The organism is Limnoraphis robusta BA-68 BA1, from assembly GCF_034932365.1.
GTDB classification, from domain to species: domain Bacteria; phylum Cyanobacteriota; class Cyanobacteriia; order Cyanobacteriales; family Microcoleaceae; genus Capilliphycus; species Capilliphycus robustus.
Map to the genome: position 1 here is coordinate 1 of NZ_JAYGHR010000068.1, position 23990 is coordinate 23990.

At 41.2% G+C, this 23990-nt stretch carries 20 protein-coding genes, 1 tRNA gene and 1 pseudogene; 7 read left to right on the forward strand and 15 right to left on the reverse strand.

The window, feature by feature from the left end; all coding sequences use genetic code 11:
• The first annotated feature begins 262 nt into the window (after window positions 1–262).
• Window positions 263–2053: a two-component system response regulator gene (locus VB836_RS18325; RefSeq protein ID WP_323221359.1), complete on the forward strand. Its 1791-nt coding sequence runs from the start codon at window positions 263–265 to the stop codon at window positions 2051–2053.
• 270 nt (window positions 2054–2323) lie between these two features.
• On the opposite strand, the gene VB836_RS18330 is transcribed toward VB836_RS18325, so the two are convergent.
• From VB836_RS18330 to VB836_RS18350, 5 genes are all read right to left on the reverse strand, one after another.
• Window positions 2324–3292 (reverse strand): protochlorophyllide reductase, encoded by a 969-nt coding sequence (locus VB836_RS18330; protein ID WP_323221361.1) that lies wholly within the window; start codon window positions 3290–3292, stop codon window positions 2324–2326.
• 425 nt (window positions 3293–3717) lie between these two features.
• A complete protein-coding gene (locus VB836_RS18335; RefSeq protein WP_323221364.1) occupies window positions 3718–5070 on the reverse strand; it encodes a DCC1-like thiol-disulfide oxidoreductase family protein in 1353 nt (450 codons plus the stop codon).
• Window positions 5071–5083: 13 nt separating this feature from the next.
• Complete coding sequence (locus VB836_RS18340; RefSeq protein ID WP_323221365.1) at window positions 5084–5581, reverse strand: hypothetical protein; 498 nt, start codon at window positions 5579–5581, stop codon at window positions 5084–5086.
• A gap of 56 nt (window positions 5582–5637) precedes the next feature.
• Complete coding sequence (locus tag VB836_RS18345; RefSeq protein ID WP_323221367.1) at window positions 5638–6660, reverse strand: NAD(P)/FAD-dependent oxidoreductase; 1023 nt, start codon at window positions 6658–6660, stop codon at window positions 5638–5640.
• Between the two features lie 21 nt (window positions 6661–6681).
• Window positions 6682–6912, reverse strand: coding sequence for a hypothetical protein (locus VB836_RS18350; protein WP_323221369.1), 231 nt, complete (start codon window positions 6910–6912; stop codon window positions 6682–6684).
• Window positions 6913–7421: 509 nt separating this feature from the next.
• Here VB836_RS18350 and VB836_RS18355 point away from each other — a divergent pair.
• From VB836_RS18355 to VB836_RS18375, 5 genes are all read left to right on the forward strand, one after another.
• A tRNA-Leu gene (locus VB836_RS18355) sits at window positions 7422–7503 on the forward strand.
• A 438-nt stretch (window positions 7504–7941) separates the two neighbouring features.
• Complete coding sequence (locus VB836_RS18360) at window positions 7942–9687, forward strand: Mu transposase C-terminal domain-containing protein (RefSeq protein WP_323221371.1); 1746 nt, start codon at window positions 7942–7944, stop codon at window positions 9685–9687.
• Between the two features lie 78 nt (window positions 9688–9765).
• Window positions 9766–10599, forward strand: a complete 834-nt coding sequence (locus tag VB836_RS18365; RefSeq protein WP_323221373.1) for a TniB family NTP-binding protein — start codon at window positions 9766–9768, stop codon at window positions 10597–10599.
• A gap of 6 nt (window positions 10600–10605) precedes the next feature.
• A complete protein-coding gene (locus tag VB836_RS18370; protein WP_323221375.1) occupies window positions 10606–11103 on the forward strand; it encodes a TniQ family protein in 498 nt (165 codons plus the stop codon).
• Window positions 11085–11573 carry a hypothetical protein gene (locus VB836_RS18375; RefSeq protein ID WP_323221377.1) on the forward strand — a complete coding sequence of 163 codons (489 nt, stop codon included), beginning with the start codon at window positions 11085–11087 and terminating at the stop codon, window positions 11571–11573. The genes VB836_RS18370 and VB836_RS18375 overlap by 19 nt, the downstream gene beginning before the upstream one ends.
• A 250-nt stretch (window positions 11574–11823) precedes the next feature.
• Here VB836_RS18375 and VB836_RS18380 read toward each other — a convergent pair whose 3' ends face one another.
• From VB836_RS18380 to VB836_RS18425, 9 genes and pseudogenes are all read right to left on the reverse strand, one after another.
• Window positions 11824–12708, reverse strand: coding sequence for a formylglycine-generating enzyme family protein (locus VB836_RS18380; RefSeq protein WP_323221379.1), 885 nt, complete (start codon window positions 12706–12708; stop codon window positions 11824–11826).
• Between the two features lie 284 nt (window positions 12709–12992).
• A pseudogene (locus VB836_RS18385) lies at window positions 12993–13187 on the reverse strand (four helix bundle protein); the annotation flags it as partial.
• Between the two features lie 200 nt (window positions 13188–13387).
• Window positions 13388–14491: an RNA-directed DNA polymerase gene (locus VB836_RS18390; RefSeq protein WP_323221380.1), complete on the reverse strand. Its 1104-nt coding sequence runs from the start codon at window positions 14489–14491 to the stop codon at window positions 13388–13390.
• A 9-nt stretch (window positions 14492–14500) separates the two neighbouring features.
• Window positions 14501–14839 carry a diversity-generating retroelement protein Avd gene (gene avd, locus VB836_RS18395; RefSeq protein WP_323221382.1) on the reverse strand — a complete coding sequence of 113 codons (339 nt, stop codon included), beginning with the start codon at window positions 14837–14839 and terminating at the stop codon, window positions 14501–14503.
• Window positions 14840–14926: 87 nt separating this feature from the next.
• Window positions 14927–17860, reverse strand: coding sequence for an SAV_2336 N-terminal domain-related protein (locus VB836_RS30390; RefSeq protein WP_407659698.1), 2934 nt, complete (start codon window positions 17858–17860; stop codon window positions 14927–14929).
• Window positions 17853–18902, reverse strand: coding sequence for an AAA family ATPase (locus tag VB836_RS18410; protein WP_323221384.1), 1050 nt, complete (start codon window positions 18900–18902; stop codon window positions 17853–17855). The genes VB836_RS30390 and VB836_RS18410 overlap by 8 nt, the downstream gene beginning before the upstream one ends.
• 9 nt (window positions 18903–18911) lie before the next feature.
• Complete coding sequence (locus VB836_RS18415; protein WP_323221386.1) at window positions 18912–20267, reverse strand: VMAP-C domain-containing protein; 1356 nt, start codon at window positions 20265–20267, stop codon at window positions 18912–18914.
• The gene (locus tag VB836_RS18420) at window positions 20267–21811 is read right to left on the reverse strand and encodes a CHAT domain-containing protein (RefSeq protein ID WP_323221388.1); all 1545 of its coding nucleotides are present in this window, start codon (window positions 21809–21811) and stop codon (window positions 20267–20269) included. Before VB836_RS18420 ends, VB836_RS18415 begins: the two co-directional genes overlap by 1 nt.
• A 15-nt stretch (window positions 21812–21826) precedes the next feature.
• Entirely contained in the window at window positions 21827–22246 is a 420-nt protein-coding gene (locus VB836_RS18425; protein ID WP_323221390.1) for a trypco2 family protein, read from the reverse strand.
• 159 nt (window positions 22247–22405) lie between these two features.
• Here VB836_RS18425 and VB836_RS18430 point away from each other — a divergent pair, with 159 nt between their 5' ends.
• On the forward strand, window positions 22406–22633 hold the full coding sequence (locus VB836_RS18430) for a hypothetical protein (RefSeq protein WP_323221392.1): 228 nt from the start codon (window positions 22406–22408) through the stop codon (window positions 22631–22633).
• An 80-nt stretch (window positions 22634–22713) separates the two neighbouring features.
• Here VB836_RS18430 and VB836_RS18435 read toward each other — a convergent pair whose 3' ends face one another.
• Entirely contained in the window at window positions 22714–23985 is a 1272-nt protein-coding gene (locus VB836_RS18435) for a cysteine desulfurase family protein (RefSeq protein WP_323221394.1), read from the reverse strand.
• Between the last annotated feature and the right edge of the window lie 5 nt (window positions 23986–23990).

Here is a 23990-nt window from a genome sequence, read left to right on the forward strand (position 1 = left end):
TAAATCAGCCTGAAATCTCGACCTATTCTTGTCAATTAGAGGGGCAACTTTTGTTGTTTCCTGATGGGGTGGGTTAGGGATAGAGCCTCTGCCAAAAGCTTTGCGTTGGCGATGGGTAGTTTACTAGATATGATGTAAGTCTAGCCTGAAATTACTGTCTGTTGGGGAGTGATGGAGAATTTAGAGAGTATCAAGTTTAATTTGTATTTTTAATTGTTTTTAGTTTTAGGTTGTCAACTACCCAGTTTCTTTTTTGCCCAAGATGGATCAACAAACCCTTCCCATCGACAATTCTGATATTCTCATTGTTGACGATCAACCTGCCAACCTGCGGCTTTTGTCAAGATTACTCAGTCGCAAAGGATATGAGGTTCGTCAAGCGATTAACGGTACAATGGCGTTACAAGCGGTTCAGGCGAAGTTGCCTCAGTTGATTCTGTTGGATATTATGATGTCAGATATCGATGGTTATGAGGTCTGTTCTCGTTTGAAAGCTAATCCCGAAACGGCTGATGTTCCGGTTATTTTTTTGAGTGCGCTTGATGATGTTTTTGATAAGGTGAAAGCGTTTACGGTGGGGGCTGTAGATTATATTAGCAAACCGTTTCAATCTCAAGAAGTTTTAGCTCGGGTACAACATCATCTCGCCTTACAAGCGGTGAATCAAAAAATTTCTCTACTGAATGCGGAACTTGAACAACAAGTTAAAGAACGGACTCATCAATTGGAGGAAGTTCATGCTAAATTGACTAAAATGGCGTTTCACGATGAGTTAACAGGTCTACCTAATCGAGCCTTATTTATAGATCGATTACAAGAGGCACTCAAACAAGCTCAAGCTGATTCTTCTTATAAGTTTGGATTGCTGTATATTGATTGCGATCGCTTCAAAGTGGTTAATGATTCTCTCGGTCATTCGGTTGGTGATCAGTTATTAACGGCTGTGGCTCATCGATTAGCAGAGGCTTTACCCGAGGTTAATATATTAGCACGGTTAGGCGGCGATGAATTTGCGATTCTCCTGACTCAAGTTGCAGATATTACGCCAGCAGTAGGGGTTGCTGAAAAAGTAATTGAAACTTTATCTTGTCCTTTCAAGCTGCGAAAATATGATGTTTATGTGAATGCGAGTATTGGTATTGCCTTGAGTAACAGTAGTTATACTCAACCTGAGCATATTCTCCGAGACGCAGATGCAGCGATGTATCGGGCTAAAAAACAGGGAAATCGCTATCAAGTTTTTGACCCGGCAATGTATCATAAAGCGGTGCAAACGCTGCAAATTGAAACGGATTTACGGAAAGCGATTTCTCTCAATGAATTGAAACTCAATTATCAGCCGATTATTGATTTAAAGACGGGGAAATTGATGGGGTTTGAAGCTTTAGCACGCTGGATACATTCAAATCTGGGTTTTATTTCACCTGCTGAATTTATTCCGATAGCCGAAGAAACAGGTTTAATTATTCCGATTGGTTATTGGATATTAGAACAAACTTGTCAACAACTGAAAACCTGGCAAATGAACGGTTTGGCGGGGTCAGAAATTACAATTAATGTCAATTTATCTGCGCGTCAATTTTCTCAAATAGATTTGATTTCGCAAATTGACAAAATTTTAGAAAAAACGTCTCTAGACTCTCAATATCTAAAGTTTGAGATTACAGAAAGTGCGATTATGGAAAATCAACAAAAAGCACAAAATGTTTTAGAACAACTTCGTGAGCGGCACATTCATATTTGTTTAGATGATTTTGGGACGGGTTATTCTTCTCTGAGTTATCTTGATTGTTTTTCGATTGATACCTTGAAAATTGATAAATCTTTTACAGGACGTTTAAATGGAACTGCTGAAAAACTGGGGTTAGTACCTGTTATTATTAATATTGCTCATCACATGGGGATGAATGTTGTCGCGGAAGGGGTTGAAACAGTAGAACAATTAAACCAGTTACAAGAACTCAATTGTGATTTTGGTCAAGGTTATTTATTCGCAAAACCATTGGATGTGGAAAATGCAACTCAGCTCTTAGAATCATCTCTTCAATGGTAAACCCCATGAGTCGCAATTGTATTTTTGAAAACTCTGGCATTACTACACATAAAAGGCTCAAACTGTGTAGCCTGAGCCTGTGAAAATTTATGCTAAAATCGGTGTAATTGAAAACACGATCTAAAAAATCATCAAACTCGAAAACAGAGAAAAAATGCGTTTTCTATAAGAGTTTTCATCCGTAAGGGCGGGTTGAATTGCACTTTATCGATTGATAGAATGGCGAATCTACCTATCCCAAATCGGCTGCAAAAACTCTATACACACAAGTTATGCCAGTCCAACTAATTTAGCACTTAGTTCCCACAACCGTTCGGCTTTACTATCGTCGAGGGCTTCATTGGATACCTCTTGAACAAAAGACTGGCGACCTTCTTTTTGTCGATTTCCCCAACTCCAATAAACACCAGATTTGTTGTATTCGGGGTCAGCTACAACCATCGCCACCCGTTCACCTGCGAGTTCTTCGGAGACAAATCCGCCTGTTATATTTTTTTGGAACCAAGGAAAAATCTTCTGAAACAGAGGATAATGATTTCTGAACAAAGCTGTTGTCGCGACACAACCGGGATACAGAGAACTAAACACAATTCCCGTCGATTCGTGATAACGACGATGCAACTCCCGCATCGTTAAAACATTGCAGAGTTTACTATCTTTGTAGGCTTTACCCGATTTAAACTTTTTACCATCAATCATCGTAATCGGGGCTTTAAATCCGGCTTCTAATCCTTGCAGATTTCCTAAGTCGGGAGGTGCAGGAATGGGAATTTTTCCGCCTAATTCTTTGGGGTTTGCGGTTACAGTTCCTAATATAATCAGTCGGGGTTCGGAAGTGCCTGAATGCTTCAAATCCTCTAACATCAGGTTACACAGCAGAAAATGTCCCAGGTGGTTCGTCGCCACACTTAATTCATAGCCATCTGCACTTCGTAACGGTTCCTTCTCTAAGGGGAGATAAACCGCCGCATTACACACTAAAGCATCGAGAGACTTTCCGCTTTCCCGAAATGTCTTGACAAACTGGCGAACACTCTCTAGGGAGGCTAAGTCGAGAGGCATGATAGTATAGCTGTCGGCGGGAATTCCAACGGACTGAGCGGCTTTTTCCGTTTTCTCTACATTCCGACAAGCCATCACCACATACCAGCCCTTTTTAGCTAAGGCATTTGCGGCTTGTAAACCCACTCCTGACGAGGCTCCGGTAATTACGACCGTTGACTTCTGATGTTGTTCCATGGTGTTCAGACTCAGTAGATCGCTATTAATTTTTTCAGGATCTAATACTACTCAATTACAAGATGATATTGTCTCATTCTTGGTTACTGATTACTTTTGTTGCTGAGGCGAAGTGTTTGGAAAGCTTGTCTGCTATTGGAAAACCGGAACGTAAAGAACTATTACAACTGATTTCAACTGATTTCTCTGTTCGTTAGCCGTTTCCGACAGCACCTCTGACTTGCGATAGAAAGGGCAAAATCGAAAAGTCTATCTTTAGACAGTGGTGCAATTGGGTTTGTCGATGTGATAATCAATCCAGAATGAATGCGTTTGTTTGTTCCTTATCGACAAGAAAGACTTGAGGGTATTTTTAAGGGACTGGGCAGTTAACCCAGTCCTTATTTTTTTGCAAAATCTCACGAACACCTTAGATTTGAGTGAACTTACTTCTGAGAATCTATCGAGCAAGTTTCAAAACTACATTGATTAAAGCGTTTTCTTCTAGATGCAACAAACTTGTAAATCTTAGGGCCAAAATTCGATGAACCTGGAAGATAGAGAACCAGTTGTAACGGCCATAAAATCGGAATATACCGCAAAATTTCTCGAAAGGCAAAAAATCCCTTTCTGACCGCTCCATTCGGTAAAATTAAGTGCATTTCCTCTAGACAAGCTTGCAGTGAAATCTGTGGATGAGTCTCAGCTATCCTTGGCCATCGTTGTTCTAAATCACTGTAAATTAGACGATTAAACCAATCAAAATAACACAATACTGTCATTGAGCGAATACACAGAGGACATAGACCATCATAGAGAATTTCCGGTTTCTGATTTGAGGCGGAAGACCAGGGACGAGTCGTGAATTTTTGAACAATAGAAGCCCAAGGAATAAACACCGCATAAAGTGCAATAAACTGGAAAAAAGGCGCTCTCTGGGCTAAATAAATGCCGATGTGAAGAGATGCTCCTAAAGGAATATAAATCCAGACAAGTTGTGGAAAAATCAGCACGAGAAAGAAAGTGGCTTCAAACCCAACCGCCATCAATGAAGATAGCACCGCCATTGTATGATTATGTGCGAGCCAGACTCCTAAATCACTTCCCCAGCGCAAACCATCTGTTAGCAAATAGTATTGCAGTGTATATCCATTGAACCAATCTAATCCATCATTCGTGAGTTTAGCTAGTCCTGCACTCAGATAAACCAATGCAAACATCCACTGAACAAACAGTAACGGCCAGCGAGCAAAACTGCTATTTTCCTCTACAATATTGAAGGTTTCAAACTTTCGTTTTTTCAGGTTAAATTGAATCCGTTTTCCGATGTCATCAATCGATAAAACTCGACCAGATGGACTGAGTGCCAGCACAAATAAAGCCATCATCATTAAAGCTTCAGGATGATGATATTTTCCAAAAGAATAGAGATATTTTTGCATCCAAAGACAGCCGAGTGAGAAGGGGATTAAACTCAAGTTGGTTTTGAAACCGAGTAAAGCAAAAAGCCCTGTTCCTACGGTAATCCAGTAAATCGCAAATATAAAAATATCGGGTGGCGGTTCACTCCAGCCAAAGGGTAAAGTTAGTAATTGAACAAAAGGTAAAGGAGTATAAACAGCATCAGGCCATGAGGCTCGATTCAAGATATTATTGAAATAGTCTGGTTTGAGAATATAGATGAGTTGAAAGGTGACAAAAATAATCCGACAAATAGCCAGATTAAACAAGGGTGCTGGACGAAACCAGTAATTATTCCAGATTTCTAAGATTGAATGTTGACGTTTTTGTATTTCCATTTTTTTCTCCAGACTATTTTTTAAATATAGTTTTTGTGACAGTTTCAGGAATGATTTTAATACCGTCTTTGGTAATTTTATAACTGTCCACGTTTAACAATAGTTCCTGAATCTGCTTTCCATTTTTAGCTTCATACAGTTTGATAAATTCAGATAATGTCTGCTCATCCTTTTGTATATTTGCTGTATAAGTTTTAAACTTATAATCTTTCATTCCCAGTGATTTATGATTGAAAACTCCTTCTGTTCCATCGGTTAATTTACCAACTAAAGTATACTTTTTGACGGTTTCTCCTTCATACTTTGCACTGCTATACATTGCATAGGATAAAAAAGGATAAAGTAGCGGATCACAACCTACATTAACAGCAGCAGGTAAAAAAGAAAAGATCTGCCCTAAGCAAAAAAATCTAACCGCAGCCCCTGTTTGCAAAATTAAGCAGATCAGGATCAACGGAGAGATGAGCTGTTTTGCTCTGTTTTCGAGATTTATGGAAAGTGTGGTTTTCATTGTTTTTCCCTGATATTAATGCTTGTTTCCGTTAAAAAACTTGAATCACGACTGAACTAAAGAAAAAATGAGAATGCTTTTTTGAATCGATAAACTGCTTGTTTAAACCCTTGGATAAATTGCTGAACACTTTTTAAAGCTAATCGTTTTAATCGATAACGAACAACTTGATAACGATGATCAATTGTCGGCATTCTGAGCAAGATATAAACAGCTTTTCGAGTCAAACGAGCGAGAAATCCTTTCAGTTCTATTCCAAAACTAGAGACAGTTGCAGAGTGAACTCCTAACGTTAACATCTGTCCTAAATGTAAATAATGAAACGCTCGTAAGGGTTTTTTATCAATTGCTGCTTTGAGATTTTTAGCCGCACAATTTGCTTGTTGAAATGCGGCTTGAGCCGTTGTTGGAACTTGTTGACCTTTGCGATCGCGTATATCTGCTAAATCACCTAAAGCAAAGACTTCAGGAAAATCAATCAGTTGCAGTGTCGGTTGAGTTAGTAGCTGTCCTTGACTATTATGTTGACATGAGAGAAGATGTAGCCATTCTCTGGCTTGAGTTCCAATGGTTCCAATCACTAAATCCACAGGAACAGTATAGGTTTGACTTCCCTGAATTATATTAATAGAATTTTCACCTACCGCCTCAACTTGGGTTTGAAACTTGATCTGAACACCCCGATTAATTAGGGATTTATACGCCACATTTTGGCAACAGGTAGAAAAGTTTTTGAGGATTTTTTGACCTCGAACAATTAAAGAAATCTCGCCTCGTTCTCCTAAACGATCTACTAATTTCCCTGCTAATTCAACTGCATTTGCTCCGCCACCGAGAATTCCAACTCTAATTTTAGATAAGTTAGAATTTTCGAGAATGTGTAGTTTCTCTTGCAAACGTATTGCATCACTTAGGGTTCGGAAAGCATAAGCATGAGTCGAGACACCTGGAACATCAGAATAGGTTCGTCTTCCAACAGCGAGAACTAAATAATCGTAGAATAAAGCAGGGCTATCTTGCAGTTGAATTTGATGTCTTTCTAAATCAACCCCTTGGATCGTTCCTTGACGAAATTGCACCTCAGTGTCTATTAATAATTTTCAAAAGGGAGGCGCAACTTCCCAAGTTTGAAGTTCTCCTGTGATTAATTCATAGAGAAAGGGAGTAAACAGGAAGCGATCTTTTTGATCAATTAAAATAATTTCGGGTTTGTTCGCTTTAGATCCAAATAGACGATCTAAGTACAAAGCTGTGTATAACCCCGCAAACCCACCCCCGAGAATACAAATTCGAGCTTGATTGCTCGACCCTGATTGTAAATTTTTCAGCATATATTAGCCTCTTACATAGAGAGGTTTGTCAATAGCTTAATTAGACCGATGAACGCTATCCAAGCGATAGCAGTGACTGGGTAAAGTTTAGAGGTTTTTTTGAAACTTTCAAGGATTTTATCAAACAATAGAAATGAGCTTATGCGGTTCAAATGACTAATACAAGATACTTATGTAAAATAATCCGGGTGGAATGTAAAGGGTTTGTAAAATCTCTCTTGATTTTTTAGGGATTTAGCTTAAACTTGATCCATTTTTCCAAGATTTGAGGCGATCGCATTTCTCGGGCTGAGGTTGAGGGACTGATGTTTTTCCCGAATTCCTCAAATTTATTGGATTTTATTGATTAATCTAAGTAGTCGGACATAAATCAACCAAGCTGTGTCAACAACTGTAAATCTTGCTCAATTCCTTACGGTTCCCAGATCCGCCGGAACCTGTTCCCTTGTCTTCACGATTAACTTGACTTTTCCCCGACGACTTATGCTATAATAGAATGCTAGGAATAAGCGGACGTGGCGGAATTGGTAGACGCGCTAGATTTAGGTTCTAGTACCGCAAGGTGTGAAGGTTCAAGTCCTTTCGTCCGCATTAACTTCATCAAAAAAAACACTTAAGGGACAAGGCTTTCACTTGCGGATTCACATATTTGCAGAATCTCAATGGTTTTGACCGTAATAAACCTAACTTGGTTTTATTACTAAAGACGTTATACAATATGTCGAGTATCAAATTATATTTCGTTTTCTCAAATTAATTTCGCTAGAATAAATTAGCTGAAATCATCTTATAGCAATACTTTCAAGGATTATAGCCCGATTTTCGCAACCCAATCAATTTCACAAATTAGTTTTCGTTTTTTAAAGAAATCACAAATTAGTTTTCGTTTTTTAAAAAAGCGGCGATTTTAAGTATTTTTCCATCGATCACAAATTAAGCTTCATTTTTTAAAATTTTTGTGATATCTTGATTTTATTGTGGCTGTTGACGAATTACTCTATACCAAGCAAGATTGCCCAAGACAAACCCATGAACGACTCACTCGTCAATAAGTCTAACGGTGATTCATTTCAACTCAATCTTTCTTCAATTTCAGAGGAGGTTCCCGAAGTTACAGAACCTTCACACCAAACGGAAGGGTACGAGATAGTAACAGAACTTTCCTCCGAAGCCAAGCTCAAGATGGAATGTGTTCAAAACATCTTATCTGCACCCAATCGCAAAATTAGAGGAGAGAGAGTTAAAGAAGCCGCAGCTAAGTTGGGGAAAACTGTCCGAACAATTCAGTATCTACTCAAAGATTATAACGAGAAAGGCATATCTGCCATCACCGTAACAGAACGCTCGGATAAAGGAGAATATCGGATTAGCCCACAATGGCAAGATTTTATTATTAAGACTTACAAGGATGGTAATAAACAGGGGCGTAAAATGACTCCCGCTCAAGTAGCGATTCGGGTAGCAGCAGAAGCGGATCGGCAGGGATTGACAGAATTTCCTTCTCGGATGAGTGTTTATCGGGTTCTCAACCCCATTATTGAGAAGAAACAGAAAAAGCAAAAAATCCGTAATATAGGTTGGACAGGTTCAACGCTTTCCCATAAAACTCGTGCGGGTTCAACAATAGAAGTCAAGTACAGCAACCACGTTTGGCAGTGCGATCATACCCCACTCGACATCATGCTCGTTGACCGATACGGTAAACCTCTAAGCCGTCCCCGGTTAACGAAAATCACCGATAGCTATTCTCGCTGCATCATGGGAATTTACCTGGATTTTGACTCACCCAGTTCTCAAGTGGTATCTTTGGCTTTGCGTCATGCAATTTTGCCCAAAAAATACAGCCCTGAATTCAAGCTCAATTGTGAGTGGGGAACTTATGGGGTGCCGGAACATCTGTTTACCGATGGAGGTAAGGAGTTCAAATCCGATCACTTGAAACAGATTGCTTTTCAACTCCAGATGGAGCATCATTTGCGCGATCGCCCTTCCGAAGGGGGTATTGAAGAACGTGGGTTTGGAATAATTAATACAGATTTTTTAGCGGGTTTCTCTGGATATCTTGGTTCTAATGTTCAACAACGCCCTCCCGAAGCTGAGAAAGAAGCTTGCCTAACTTTGGAAGAACTTCACCAATTGATTGTCCGCTATATTGTGGACAATTACAACCAAAAAATCGATGCTCGTAGTGGAAATCAAACTCGGTTTCAACGTTGGGAAGCAGGTTTACCTGCGCTTCCGCGATTGATCGGCGAGCGAGAGTTGGATGTTTGCCTGAAAAAACAAACCCGACGGACAATTTATCGAGGAGGATATCTAACCTTTGAGAATATCCGATACCGAGGAGACACTTTGGCTGCCTATGCAGGGGACAACGTAATTTTGCGTTACGATCCCAGAGATATTACAACCGTGTGGGTTTATCGCTTAGACAAGGGAAAAGAAGTCTTTTTAGCACCTGCCAATGCGATGGACTTGGAACGAGAATGTTTATCTCTTGAAGAAGCCAAAGCCGCAAGCAGAAAAATACGGGCCGAGGCGAAGACGATTAGCAACCATTCTATTCTCGAAGAAGTACGCGATCGCGATGCTTTTATCAAGGATAAGAAAAAGAAAAAAAGTGTTCAGCAGCGAAAGAAAGAGGAACAGAAATTGGTTCATCCTTCTCCAGAGCCAATCACTCAACGAGAAGAACCTGCTGTAGAACAAACTCTTTCTCCTGTTAAGAGGCGAGTTTTTGACTATGACCAACTCCGTAGAGATTATGACGGGTAGTTTGTTGAGCGTGTTGAGAGAGGATTTCAAGATTGTTTAATTAAATATTTTTGACCTTGGTGCAGAACTTAAAATATCATGGCAGATGATTTACGCAAATGGATAGAAAATCTCTGGGGAGACGAGCCTCTGACAGCAGAAACCCAAAAAGAACTGGAACGTTTAATCTCTCCCCAGGTGATTGAGCTTGATCATATCGAGAAAATTCATAGTTGGCTCAATGATTTGCGCCTGATGAAACAATGCGGCCGAATTATTGCACCGTCTCGAACGGGAAAATCTGTGACTTGCGACATTTATCGGCTGCTAAACAGACCTCAAAAACGCTTGGGAAGAAGGGATATTATACCCGTTTTATATACGCAAGTTCCGGGGGACTGTCAGTCGGGAGAATTATTATCCTTGCTACTGGAAGAATTAGGCTATGATGAAACCTCGGGCAACGTGACTCAACTTCGCCGCCGCTTACAGAGGTTACTCAAAGAGTCAAAGGTGGAGATGATTATTATTGATGAAGCCAATTTCCTCAACCTCAAAACCTTGAGTGAAATTGCGCGGATTCACGATATTTGCAGAATCTCAATGGTTTTAACTGGAACAGATGAATTAGATAATCTAATAAAAAAAAAGGAGTACATTCACAGGCGATTTGTTGAATGTTATCGGCTCAAAGCCCTAACAGAAAATCAATTCCCTAAAGTTGTTCAAATGTGGGAAGATGATATTGTTAAGCTGCCCGTTCCTTCTAACTTAACAAAGCCAGAAACCTTGAGACGATTGTACGAGAAAACGGGTGGCACAATTGGTCTCTTGGATCGAGTTTTAAGAAGGGCTGCGATTCTTTCATTGAAGAAGGGCAATTCCAAGATTGATCGGGAAACTTTGGATGAAGTTCTGGTTCGATATGAGTAATGAGATATGACTAATCGAAAACCTCAGCTTTTTACGGTTGAACCTCTCAAAGGAGAGAGTCTCAGCCATTTTTTGGGCAGGTTTCAGAGGGAAAATTATCTCAAGCCTGCTCAACTGGGCAAATTAACGGGATTGGGGGCTACAATCTCCCGGTGGGAAAAACTTTATTTGAACCCTTTTCCTCAACCTCAAGAATTGGAAGCATTGGCGGCTATTGTTCAAGTTGAAGTTGACAGACTGATGCTGATGCTTCCCCATCGAGGGATGACCTTACAACCCAGACCGATTTTGTTGTGTGGCGCTTGCTACCAAGAAAACCCCTGTCATCAAATTGTCTGGCAGTCGAAAAATAAGTTTGGGTGCGATCGCCATCAACTGCGTTTATTATCGAAGTGTACCAACTGTGGAACCCCCTTTTCAATTCCTGCTCAATGGATACAAGGAGAGTGTCCCCACTGTTTCCTACCATTCACAACAATGCTAAAATGTCAAAAGCACCTCTAAATACGGCTATGGACTCGACTACCGAAACGTTGGAAAACCCATATTCTCAGTTTCAAGCTGCCTGTTCCAAGATTTACATCGAATTGGTTGACATGGAGTTGACAGTCCAAGCAATGGTATCAAGGTCTGAGTCCAGCGCACCTGAGTATGAAGTGATCGCACCGTCTGAGGTGTCCCAAGAAGCTCAAGAAGGGCTAAAACTTTACTACGATAACGGTGGCCAGAAGACCTGGGTTTTATCGGAAGCTTTAGCGAATGGTCAACCGATTACGAATCAGCAAATTGACGAGATGGTATCATTTTTTAATGATGCGATCGCCAAAAGAAATCAACCCGAATGGAACGATATTAATGCTCCCTTTCAACCTTTGATTTGTTGGAAATTGATGGGAGGGGATTTTGGTAATCTTTGGTCAAGAACAACGAAGGAGTTGTATGTGAGTATCAAAAAGCAATTAAGTCAGCAATAGTTTTATCTTGAAAAAAGTGGCAGGGAGTTGTTAGAAAAACTTTTGATTTCGGAAAATTATTAAGCATCTAAATTAGATGCACTTGGAAAAGTAAAGCTGCAAAATAAAACGGGTTTCGTCTTTCATTGAACACAACACCCGTTATAGGCGATGGGGGAATTTGCGTTGAGATACAGATACTTTAGCTGAAACCCTTGGCTTATCGACTTCTGACTTCTGACTTCTGATTTCTGACTTCCGCGAAGCGGTATTAAGTCCTGGGGGGGACACATACCACACGAAACCCGATAGTGAAGTTGGCGCTGGCGGGGTTATTGATCCTGCGGAACGCGGAGCGGCAGCGGCTTGGATTGAGATCCGAGGAGCCGCCACGAAGGACTCTTGTGTTATATGCAATATATGTAGTTTTTTTATTTTCTGACAACCACGCACGACCATCATCGGGTGCGCCTTCATAATTGTCGTGGAAATTATCTTCGCACCATTCCCAAACGTTGCCGTGCATATCGCACAAGCCAAAGGGATTCGCCACTTGGAAGTAGCCAACCGGAGTAGTTTGTTCTCGATCTTCTCCTTTGGGGCCTCTGCCGTAGGAACCGCTATAGACGGTTTTGCCGCCAAATTCTTGATCCGTTCCACAATAGTTGGCCAGATCTGTGGTGATGGTTTCTCCAAAGTGAAAGGGTGTTGTGGTTCCGGCGCGACAGGCGTATTCCCACTGGGCTTCGCTGGGCAGGCGGTAATCTCTGCCCGTTTTTTGACTCAATCGGGCGCAAAATTCTTTGGCATCAAACCAGGAGACTTGCTCAACTGGGCGACTCCAACGGTCGTAATTTTCGTAGGCATCTTTGAAGCGGGAGGGGTCGGGCTTGAGATCCCGTTCAATCTTTTCAGTAGTTTCAACAACGGCTTTCCACTGACCCTGGGTGATAGGATAACGCCCCATAAAAAATTCTGAAATGGTAACTTCGTGTTGACGGCCTTCATCTTCGGAGCGTTCCAACTCATCCTCAGTCGAACCCATGAGAAACCTTCCTGCGGGAATTTTCATCATTGCCAGTTCAACATTATTACCCAACATTTCGACATAAAACTGGGCTTGTCCCGTTTGCTTGCGAATTGTTATTTTTGCCATTTTGAAGTCAGAAGTCAATTTTGAAGTCAGAAGTCAGAAGTCAGAAGTCAGAAGTTAAGAGTTAAGCTGTTACACATCTAAAATTACACGACACCCAACACCCGTTTGAAGTCAGAAGTCAGAAGTCAGAAGTCAGAAGTCAGAAGTCAGAAGTCAGAAGTCAGAAGTCAGAAGTTAAGAGTTAAGCTGTTACACATCTAAAATTACACGACACCCAACACCCGACACCGATCTCTACAATGCAGTTTAAATGCACAACAGCTTAGGAGTCAGAAGTTCTAGATTTATTCTTTGAGTTTTTTGAGAGTTGTCACTAATATTTTAATGATTTCTTCGGTTTCTTGGGTCAGTCCTTTGAACTTTTCTAATGATACCAGTTCTGCTTCTACGATAACTTCCAGCCAGAATCGCGTTTCTCTTGCTTCCTTAAGAGCAATTTCATATTTACTAATAAAATCTCTTTTAGATTGAGCGGACTGAGCTTCACTGCAACTTGTTGATTACTCACACCATCCGCCAACATTAATCTTTCTCCCTAATTCTATCTCATTACTTCTGACTTCTGACTTCTGACTTCTGACTTCATCTAGATTGTCCTTCTAACCAAGTGCAAGCTTTGACTATTCTAACCGCAAACTTTTTGGTTCTTTCCTGAATAGAAACTTGTTGATTACTCACACTATCCGCCAACATTAATCTTTTTCCCCAATTCTATCTCATTACTTCTGACTTCTGACTTCTGACTTCTGACTTCAATTGAGTTTCGGAGTTTGTGGGTGTCGCCGTGACGCAGGTGCGCCTCCCAACTTTGCATTCGCTGTTTTAATTTTTCCAGGGTAAGAGAACCCCGTTTGTACTCTTTCTGCATGGTTTTTAGCCTCAGCCTCCCCCGTCTCAAGTTATCGTTGCGAACCCGAATTTTCTCGGGAAATACTCTAAATCCCACGAAGTTTGCCCCGATGCGCGTTTCAAACAGTTGGCTTTTTATAGGATGAATTTTCAAGCGCAAACTTGCCAGATTTTCTTCGATTTTTTGTCGGGCTTCTGCTAACATTTCGCGATCGCCTGCAAAGAGCGCAAAGTCATCAACATACCTCAAATATTTCTGAACGCGCAGTTTTTCTTTTACAAAATGGTCGAAGCTATCGAGGTAGAAATTTGCTAAGAACTGACTGGTTAAATTTCCGATGGGCAAGCCTTTTCGTCGCACTACCGGAGTTAGCAAATCATCCCCCGGAAAATACTCGATTACGGGGTCTTGGGGGTTGCTACCATCAATTATAGTATCGATTAGCCACAGGGTATCTTTACACTTGATTTTGCGCCGGATTTGGGCTTTGAGTATTTCGTGGTCTATGCTGGGAAAGTATTTGCGAATGTCGCACTGCAATACATAGCTGCTGGAACGGGCAAATTGGGTGAAGCGTTGCAGCGCTCGGTGGGAACCGTAGCCTACTCGGTTGGCGTAGCTATCCCGAATAAATGACCGCTCTATCCGGGGGACGATAACGTTGCAGAGGGCGTGGTGAACAACCCGATCTCGGTAGGGTGCGGCCGAAATTAACCGGGGTTTGGGGTCGTAGATTTCAAAGGTTTTGTAGGCTCCGGGGCGGTAGGTTTTGTCTGTTAATTCGGTTTGGAGTTGAAATAAATTTGGCTCCAGGTTATAGTTGAATTCCAGTACGTTTTCTCGATATCGTTTGCCTTTTTGGGCGAGACGGGCGGCTAAATTTAAGTTCTCCCAGGCGAGAATTTCTGACCAAAGGTTTCCGTACCGCTTCATCCTATCTGTTTACCCCCTCTGCTGCTTGATCCATCCGCCTAGATCGTACCCTATTGCGCCGATTTGTTTGTTGATATATTCATAACGCTGTCCGGAAATGAGTTGAAAATCGTACAGCAAACGGGTTTGATATCGGATTATATCGAGTTGAATGTTAATACTTTCCAGGTGTTCTAATTTTTCTCCCCTGCTGAACCGGGCGCGAATTAATTTTTCCAGCAATTCATAGAGGTTGTTGATGATGCGATCGCCCAAACTAAATCGGTGATCCCTCGGCAAGCGATTCAAAATCGGAACGTACCACTTGATTAAATCATAGGTCTTCTGAATAATGGGCAGTTCGTTCATATTTTTTAACTTGAACTAAACATCAATATCTCCTCAAATTTTCGACTCGCCAAAGGCGAGCATCCCGGAGGGCAAGAGGGCAAAGGGCTAAGTCCTGGGGGGGACGCACACCACACGAAACCCGTTATAGTCGTCGACGTTGCCGGGGAAAGTGTCGATGCGGTACGCGGAGCGGCAGCTCCCTGGATTGTCGTTCCAGGAGCCGCCACGCCTAACCCTTGGGCGATCATCCTCTAAGGCGTTGATTAAAAAATCATTATCAAACCTTTGATAGAAACCGTCGCCATTTTTTTCGTCCCAGACCTGACCGTTGCGAGCGTTGCCTTCATAGTTATTATGCCAGGGGTCGGCACACCATTCCCAAACGTTCCCGTGCATATCGTACAGGCCAAAGGCATTGGCAACCTGAAAACTTCCTACGGGGGTGGTTTCATCTCGATATTGTCCTTCTAGCCCCTCTCCGTAGGTGTAGTTGCCGTTATAATTCGCCAAGTCGGTTGTAATCGTTTCTCCAAAGTGAAAGGGGGTTGTGGTTCCGGCGCGGCAGGCATATTCCCATTCCGCCTCGCTGGGTAGCCGATAAACTTGTCCGGTGTACCGGGAGAGTCGGGCGCAAAATTCTACCGCATCGTACCAGGAGACACTTTCAACGGGTCGATTGTCCCCTTTGAACGTTGAAGGGTAGGGGTTGAGGTCGCGCTGGATTTTCGGCACGCTGGTGGCGATCGCTCTCCATTGGGCTTGGGTAACGGGATATTTTCCCATAAAAAACTCTGAAACGGTAACTTCGTGTTGGGGGCTTTCATCTTCGTGGCGTTCGGGTTCATTTTTTGGAGAACCCATCAGAAATGTACCACCCGGAATTTGCACCATCTCCAATTCAACCCCATTGCAGTCTTCGGTAAAATATTGATTTTGTCGATCATCAAAGTGAATCCTTAAGCTAGGTTGAGAGTCCCACCGTTCTATGACTTGTCGGGCATTGTTTTTATTGACTGTTTCACCCAGAACCTCTGATAAAATTTTCCAAAGCTTTCTCCCGACACGAAGTAAAGAATTTCTAGAGTGGGGTGTTGATCCTGCTATTTCGTTATAGGTTTGATTGGCAAATGTTCCCTTTAAAATAAGCTGTTGAGGTTCATTCAAATGTTGTCCCGTTTTCTGAAAAACTTCCCCATCCAAAATTTTTATCAGATCCTCGGGGTTTGATGGAGTAGAGGGATTAACTTTTTCTATTCGCGCAACTTGGAATTTAAAGGGCTTTAGGTTAATCCCAGAAGGGGTGCTAGGCTCATCCTCAATCGATACAGTTGCAATTTTAAATTCAAGGGTTTGTAGAGGTGGAAAGTTTTCAATTGTATTACTCCTACTTTGATTGCGTAGTTCTTCGGCAAAAACCGCGTATTCTCTTCCCAAATTTTCTAAGACTTCTGCTGCGACTTGAGCGAAGGGTAATAGTTTTTCCTGTTCTGACCCAGTTAAGTTTTTGTATTTTGATAGAAATGCAGGAAAGTCCTTAATTGATGAATCTAAATTTTCGGCGACATATCTCGATACTACATCTAACACCTCTTCAGTTTTTTCTAAATGAATCGCCCGATTGAGTAGTTTTCTAACCTTTGGTACAAAATCATACTGGGGAGGCTCATTGTTCTCTAAAACATTGGTTCGCCGGATCATTCCACTTAGAAATACTTCGGCTACATTAACAGGCGTTGATTGATTGGGCAAGAATATTTTTTGAATGAGATTAATGACAGGTAAACTCACGGGTGCTGCTGCCATTAATCCGGCTAATCGTTGTGCCGTAGGTGAAGCGGTTGCCAAAAACCGATCTACTAGGTTTTCGGGTGATACTTTCTGGGGTTCATCGGTTTCTGCCGCTTCTATTTGTTCGCTTACGAAATCGAGATCCAGAACAAATCCCGGTGTTTCGGTATTTCCACAACCTGCTATAACTTTTGCCCATTTTGCGAGTGACGAAGCCTCTAGAGTAACAACAGGCAACTTCAAGATTTGTCTTTCTTTAATGTCTTCTTCCTCTTTAATTTCTGCCCAGAGCGACGGCAACACTAAATCTGAGTTCGGTACGCCAGGGTTAAAGGCGCCCAATGGCAATTTGTAGCCGAAACCTAGCTGACTGCTTTGCCATAATCTCTCCGGAAAAAGCTGCACGATAGCTGTGGGAACCTTTTGTGACCAATTTTGCAACCATCGGTAAATTGTTTTTTGCTTCCAGATACCAGAGACACAATCACTGACAACTAAAATTAAACCTCGTCCATTACTGTGAATGAGTTCTCGATAGTGATGCTGACAGCGACTTTTTTGACCATCTTTCTTCCGTCTCGTTAGTTGTAATTGCTGAGTTTCTGTACTTGATAAATTCCACGCTCTGAGGGTGCGAAATGCTCCCTGATTCTCCAACAGTTTTTGGAATTCATCAATGGTTTCTGTCCAAATAAATGAAGAACGAGATTCTTCAACGACTAATTCTAGATCCAGCCACCGTTCAGGTTCAGGTTGAGCCACAGGTAGCCAAATATTTTGTTCTACAATGCGGGTAACAGTGGCTTCAGCATCAAGAATTGTTCTCATTGTAGAAGGAACTTTCCGCATCAGGGGTCGCAAAGCTCTACCGATGGACAGTTTATTTTGCAAAGCGGGAGCCGCTGGCGCTTGAAAGGGTGAACTTTCGGCGCCGGTTTCATTCTCTGATTTTCCTGGGGGGCTTGGATCTTGAGAATAAAGGTTGAAAGTTGATTCTGTCTGCGTTTGCTGTTTTTCTGAAGTAGACGGAGAACTTGAATTTGTCTTCGATGGGGGATTTTTTTGGCTCGAATTTTGTGAGTGATTGGGTTGTTCTTTCGGGATTTTAGGTTCTACAACACCCATTTGTAAAGCCAACCAAATTGCATCAATGATGTCTTCATCACTCAGTTCTAAACGTTCTATTAACCCACTCAGTTCTAAGTGAGAAAGTAAGCGTTCAATGGCACGATGACAAGAGAATTCATTCATCTTCTTCTGTCTGACCTAAATCTTTAAGAAGTTGTTTGATCAGTCCATCTTTTGTAGATACTCGTCCTTTTGTTACCATAAATAGGGCATTAAGAAGTTGATCGTTTGCCAATGTTTCTGTTTTCCGATTTTCTATAAATTGGTCAACTAGGGCATCGAGATCTTGATCGGTTAATTTTTCAGAATTTTCTGCAATACCAATCTCCTTCCCTAACTGAGCCGCAATAATTTTAACTAAATGCGGTTTTTCAGGTTCTTTCATTGTTAAACGCAAACATCGTCTCAAAAACGGTGGCGGAAAATCTCGCTCTCCATTACTGGTTAAAAGCACAAAAGGAAAGGCGGTGCAGAATATGCGTCCTTCAGAAATATCTGCACTAATATCGGCAGTGTAAGCCGTGCGGACTGAGGCGGTTTTTACTTCTTTTTTTATTCTCACAAGTTCGGGAATTTTAAAGCTTCCTTCTTCAAAAATAGTTAAAAGATCGTTGGGGAGATCAATGTCACTTTTATCAATTTCATCAATCAACAAAACGCGGGGTTTGTCCGAAGGCAGCAAAGCCGTTCCTAAAGGCCCCAAAGTAATATAATTTTCAATACTTCTGAGTTGCTCTTTGAATCGTTTTTTTCGTTCATCAGGCGAAAGTTGTGAAAAGTTCGGGGGTTGCTGTTCCTTCTCTTCTTGTAATCGTTGTAGTCTGGCGATCGCATCGTAGTTGTACAGTCCATCTTTTAGCGTTGTTCGAGTTGTAATCGGCCAATACAAGACTTCTCCTAGTTTTAACTCTTTTGCCACTGCATAAGCTAACGAGGATTTCCCTGTCCCCGGTCTTCCCGTAACTAATAATGGTCGCCGCAAGTACAAAGCCGCATTCACCATTTGAATTTCTTCCTCTCTGGCTTGGAAGGTTTCTCCTCTGATTTCGCGCCGACTTTCTCCCGAAGTGATATCTTGACCGAATGGCCGCCAATTCGGAGGCTCTGGTAATTTCCAATTATCGTGAGGTTCGCTATTTCCGGTAAAAATTTTCCAATCATTCATAGCAATTTATCATAACTTGTTTTCAGTCAAAGCTTGTTCTGGTGGTATTATATTGGGGTCATCCCAAAGCAAACACAAATGACGACCAATATGATTTTCAGGGGGTTCACAATCCATAGCTTCTACTCTTTTTGATTTTACTTGGTTTGGTAGTGACTGTAGATAGCTATCTTTAAGAAGTTCATCTAGGACTGTCTGGTTGTTAATCTGAGGGAGTTGTTGTCGAATCCATAAGGCTAAAGGAACTGCTTTTCGCCAAAGTAAAGTTCCCGGCTCTTTTCCCTGAAAAACTGTTGTTATTTTTATAGCGATCGCTTGTTGATCTTGTGTGACTTTCTTTTGTAAGCTTCTGCAATTTACGCTATCTCCCAAAATAAAAATTTCCTCGGCAGGTTGAGCTAATTTAGACTTCAAAATCTCTCTTTTTTGATACCACCTAACCCTAGCTGGAGTATTGCCTTTTAATCTTTCTGAACACCGCAACAAAACTTCGTAATCTTCACCAATTGTTGTCATGTAGTCTTCGTCTTCATCCTCTTGCCAACTTTCCCACCAGTCAACCGCATGATTCATCAGTTTTGCAGGTAAAAAAATATGAATTTGTTCGAGGTCTTTTGAACACTCCTCTAAACTTTGAGAAATTAAATCTTTTAACAGTGCCGGGATATTTTTTAACGCTTCATCTGTTTGTATTGTATTATCTTGGTTGTTGAATTTAAGTCGTTTATAATTAGATGAGGATTTTTTAACATTGTAGTTCAACCAGGCTTCAACACTATAGCTTCCTTCCAGCTCTTGAATTACAATAAAAAGACCCGGAACATATTCCTCCTCTTGTTGTTGTTCTCGCTTTAATTGTTCAAGTAATTTATTACATTCTTCGATATTATTTTCTATCCACCTACTTAAGTCTTGTTTGAGTTTACAATTTATCTTTGGATTTAAAAATAAGTGACCGATAAATTTTTCTATACAAGTGTAATTTTCTTCCTGGCGAGGCAATTGTAAACTGTTAATCAACTCTTTTAATGATGCAGGTGATTCCGGATCAATTAAATATTTAGGTAAAGATAATCTATAGGCTTTTTTAATTTGATATTTTTCTTGATCATAGTAAGGTTCGATATTTTTTATGACCTCCTCTATGCTAAAATTTTGACTTTGTTTGTTTAGGTCTTCAAGCTCTTTCTCTATTCTATTTATATCTTCGCCTAATTCCTCTAATTGAGCTTCGAGACTATTTCTTTCTGCTGGATTCGTTTCTCTCCTATATTTGCGAGCAACATCTTCATAATCTTGTCTACGAGCTTCTAACTCGGCTTCCAAACTTTTTTTTTGAAGTCTGATATATAATAATTCCTTCATTACATGAACTGATTTAACTCTTTTTCAATCCGCTCAAGATCTTCGCCTAATTCCTCTAATTGAGCTTTGAGGCTATTTTTTTCTGCTGGATTTGTTTCTCTCCTATATTTGCGATTAACACCTTCATAATCTTGTCTACGAGCTTCTAACTCGGCTTCCAAGCTTTCTTTTTGAAGCTGCTGCGCCAAAGTTAAGGATTTGGAAAAATTGGAACTTTTTGGAACCTCAGTCTTTTTTGATCCTTCCTCTTCTGAATGAGCAAAAAGTTGTCCTCCTTCATTATCCTGCCAACGCAAATATAATACCGGACGATACCACTGGTTTCCTTCAATTCCGATTGCACTCTGTCCATGTTTTAATGCAACCGCCAACGGTTTTTTTTCTCCAAGAGAGCGGTAAAAATATTCGGAAAAAGCACAAGCAGCATCTACACGAATAGAATACTGCATGGCGACAACTGCCGGAATACCTTGACCAATCAGATTTTGTGCCACCCCATTGAAAACACTCTCACTCGAACGAGACATCCCACTTCTGCAAGCACTGAGAACGATCAAAGCTATTCCCGGTTCTGAGTTGGGTTGTTCTCGACGTTGCGAATTTCCTAGCAGTTCGCCCAGTTCTTTAGCACTTACAAAGTCAGCCGTTCCATCGGTTTGTTCAAAAACCAAATAACCTTGGGGGTGTCCCAAAGCAGCACCGCATTCGCACTGAGTTTTATTCTGTTTATAGGCTTTCCTGCACCGAGGTTCGTTACAGCGCTTACCCCAAAAACCGTGACCATCAAAATGCAAGATATGAGGATTTTGTTGATTTTGGCATTCGAGCAACCGAGTTCGCAGCGTGTTGAGAGTGGGAGGATTTAGAGTTTCTAATTTAACTTTTTCTTGCTCTTGAGCTTTTTGCAATCCACGAATAATTGCTTCTTTTTCCCCGGAAGATAAAGGGTTTAGGTTCAGCCTTTCATCCCCAGCACCCGACGAAATTAACAATATATTTGGTCGTTCAACGGGGGGTAAGTTGGGGCGAGGACTGCCATAGGCAATATAGCGGGAAAAAGTTGTTCCTTGATGTGCTAAAAAGCCATAATCATTGTGAAGTAACTCCCAAGGATAATCGGTTAACGGAAGATATTTAGGGCCATCTTCGGGAAAATTAAACTGAATATGCAGCCAAGTATTACTGCGTTTAGCTTCTGCGACTGCGGTTTCCATGCGGTTCTGAATCTTTTGACCCAGTTTTTCGTAAAGTCTACGTCCTATCACCTCCAGATAGTTGGGCTTAAAATTGGTTTTATCTTTGAGTAAAAGCTTCTCATTGATTAACCAATTTTGCTCGGATTCATCAAAATTATCCGGTTTAAAATCGGTCAATTCTAATATCTTAGTAATTGTGAAACGCCTGTCTTTAATTTCCGAGCTTTCATTCTCAAAAAAAGGTAGAGATGGTTCGTAATGAGCTTCCCCGGATGAACCTTCTACAGTAACTTTGAAACGGTGTGGGTTTCCTTCAATTGGATAGAACCTCACTTGCAGCAGCTTCATTTATCTGTTCCCCAATTACTCACCCAGGTCTTCGTTCAGGTTACTGTCATCATCCCCTTTGAGAAGACCTCCAACAGCATTTTCTGCGATCGCTCGTCTTTGATCCGGATGCAAAGCTTCGTACCACTTAATCAGACGTTCCTTATCAAAAAGTGGAGATAACTTCACTTTCACTTTCTGAATTTTTTCTTGACTGACATCGCCACCACCTTCACCACCAATTTCCCCTCCAGTTCCCCAAACATTAATTTTGATACTTCCCTTACCGCTCCCTTTACCCGTTCGTTTGGCTGTAACTTGTAATTCCAGTTCCACGGACTCAACAAATAGAAAAGGAGCATCTTTATCCTTTCCAGGCGTTACCGAAAGTAGGTCTTCCTTCACCTGTTGAATAAATTCAGCCAGTTCTATTGAGTCTTTCTCATCTTTGGACATCAGTTTTGCCTTAGCCTCCTTACTTTTCTCTCACCACATCAAAAAAGTGATGCTAAATCTCCCCTTGAATACAAGTACCCGCGCCCCCAGTCGATTTGACCCAAAAACGGGAGTATTTACAGCATTATAGCTAAAATAAGAGTACATTTTCTGAACTTGATGATCGTGTCAAAAATTTATTTTAAGAAGCAACGCTTAACCGTCCAATTACCAGTAGAAGTAATCGAGAGAGCCAGAAATTCGGTTTATTGGACACCCAGCTTAACCCTTGCCGGACTGGTAGAAGAAGCTTTGGAGAATTGGATTAACCAACTTGAAACGGTACATGGCGAGCCTTTTCCCCAGCGTTTGGGAGAACTTAAGACGGGTAGACCAATTAAGTTATGAGCTTTTTCTATGATTGACACTTGATAATGAATTGTGTTCTAAATTCTTGATCTCTATTCGAGATTTAGCACCAGTTAAAATTAGGTTTTCATCACTTTATTAACTGAGTAAATAGCCGTTGATAAAATTTCAGCAGCTTGTTCAATTTCCTCGTCGGTCGTCAACTTACCAATTCCCATTCTTAACGCGCCCTCTACCAACTCAGAAGGTAAGCCCAAAGCTTGCAGGACATGGGAAGGTGCCTCTACACCCGACGAACAAGCAGCACCCCTAGAAATGGCTAATTTTGAACGCACTCTGGCAATAATGGCACTGTTAGGAATGCTGGGGACTGAGATGTGGAGGTTTCCCGCCAAACGGCAGTCCGTATCTCCATTGATAACTAGATTTGGAATAGCATCGGACAAAAGCTTTTGGAGTCGATCTCGCTTGGCTGCTATCGCCAATTCATCTTGTTCCATCTCCAGCTTTCGCAACCGACACGCTTCTCCGAGTGCAACGATTCCCGGCACGTTGAGAGTTCCCGATCGCATTCCTTTCTGATGTCCGCCCCCGTAGAGAATGGGTTTTAGGCTATGTCCTTTCTGCACCACCAACGCCCCCACACCTTTTGGCCCGTAGAGTTTATGAGCGGAAATCGCAAGATAGGTAATTCCCCACTCTGCAAAATTAATCGGAATTTTACCAACAGCTTGGGAAGCATCGCAAAGGAACGGAATGTTATATTTTTGGGCAATCTGGCCAATTTGTTGAATTGGATAAATATTACCAATTTCATTATTAGCTGCCATAACGCAGAGTAGAGAAAGACCGCCAGCGCAAATTTTATCTAAATATTCGAGGTCAATTTTTCCTTTAGAATCAACTAGAATGGAAATCACTTCTGCAAGCCCTTTTTTGGCAATTTCTTCGCAGGTATCTAAAACAGCTTGATGTTCAACAGTTGTTATAGCGATTCGAGGTAATGTTTGAGATTTTCTATTAATTAATTTATCAATAATCCAGTTGAGGATTCTTTTGAATATAGATTTTTTAGCTAATATTTTATTTTTGCGCTCATTTCTTTGCTGATTATTCCGATCAAGGCTGCCGAAAATAGCAAGATTAATACTCTCCGTTGCTCCTGATGTCCAAACAATCTCTTTGGGGGAAGCTCCAATTAAATCTGCAACATGAATTGCAGCCTGATTAACGGCTTTTTCAGCTTCATCTCCATATTCGTGATCGATACTGCTGGCATTTCCAAATGCTGTGGTCATATAGTAAAGCATTCGTTCCGCCACTCTTGGATCAATTGGAGTGGTTGAATGGTAGTCTAAATATATTACGTTGTTATTTTTATTACTACTCATACACA

Excerpts from the sequence above, each read along its gene's own strand:
- VB836_RS18325 (WP_323221359.1), top strand. The coding sequence starts at position 263 with ATGGATCAACAAACCCTTCCCATCGACAATTCTGATATTCTCATTGTT.
- VB836_RS18330 (WP_323221361.1), bottom strand. The coding sequence starts at position 3,292 with ATGGAACAACATCAGAAGTCAACGGTCGTAATTACCGGAGCCTCGTCA.
- VB836_RS18335 (WP_323221364.1), bottom strand. The coding sequence starts at position 5,070 with ATGGAAATACAAAAACGTCAACATTCAATCTTAGAAATCTGGAATAAT.
- VB836_RS18340 (WP_323221365.1), bottom strand. The coding sequence starts at position 5,581 with ATGAAAACCACACTTTCCATAAATCTCGAAAACAGAGCAAAACAGCTC.
- VB836_RS18350 (WP_323221369.1), bottom strand. The coding sequence starts at position 6,912 with ATGCTGAAAAATTTACAATCAGGGTCGAGCAATCAAGCTCGAATTTGT.
- VB836_RS18360 (WP_323221371.1), top strand. The coding sequence starts at position 7,942 with ATGAACGACTCACTCGTCAATAAGTCTAACGGTGATTCATTTCAACTC.
- VB836_RS18365 (WP_323221373.1), top strand. The coding sequence starts at position 9,766 with ATGGCAGATGATTTACGCAAATGGATAGAAAATCTCTGGGGAGACGAG.
- VB836_RS18370 (WP_323221375.1), top strand. The coding sequence starts at position 10,606 with ATGACTAATCGAAAACCTCAGCTTTTTACGGTTGAACCTCTCAAAGGA.
- VB836_RS18375 (WP_323221377.1), top strand. The coding sequence starts at position 11,085 with ATGTCAAAAGCACCTCTAAATACGGCTATGGACTCGACTACCGAAACG.
- VB836_RS18380 (WP_323221379.1), bottom strand. The coding sequence starts at position 12,708 with ATGGCAAAAATAACAATTCGCAAGCAAACGGGACAAGCCCAGTTTTAT.
- VB836_RS18390 (WP_323221380.1), bottom strand. The coding sequence starts at position 14,491 with ATGAAGCGGTACGGAAACCTTTGGTCAGAAATTCTCGCCTGGGAGAAC.
- avd (WP_323221382.1), bottom strand. The coding sequence starts at position 14,839 with ATGAACGAACTGCCCATTATTCAGAAGACCTATGATTTAATCAAGTGG.
- VB836_RS30390 (WP_407659698.1), bottom strand. The coding sequence starts at position 17,860 with ATGAATGAATTCTCTTGTCATCGTGCCATTGAACGCTTACTTTCTCAC.
- VB836_RS18410 (WP_323221384.1), bottom strand. The coding sequence starts at position 18,902 with ATGAATGATTGGAAAATTTTTACCGGAAATAGCGAACCTCACGATAAT.
- VB836_RS18415 (WP_323221386.1), bottom strand. The coding sequence starts at position 20,267 with ATGAAGGAATTATTATATATCAGACTTCAAAAAAAAAGTTTGGAAGCC.
- VB836_RS18420 (WP_323221388.1), bottom strand. The coding sequence starts at position 21,811 with ATGAAGCTGCTGCAAGTGAGGTTCTATCCAATTGAAGGAAACCCACAC.
- VB836_RS18425 (WP_323221390.1), bottom strand. The coding sequence starts at position 22,246 with ATGTCCAAAGATGAGAAAGACTCAATAGAACTGGCTGAATTTATTCAA.
- VB836_RS18430 (WP_323221392.1), top strand. The coding sequence starts at position 22,406 with ATGATCGTGTCAAAAATTTATTTTAAGAAGCAACGCTTAACCGTCCAA.
- VB836_RS18435 (WP_323221394.1), bottom strand. The coding sequence starts at position 23,985 with ATGAGTAGTAATAAAAATAACAACGTAATATATTTAGACTACCATTCA.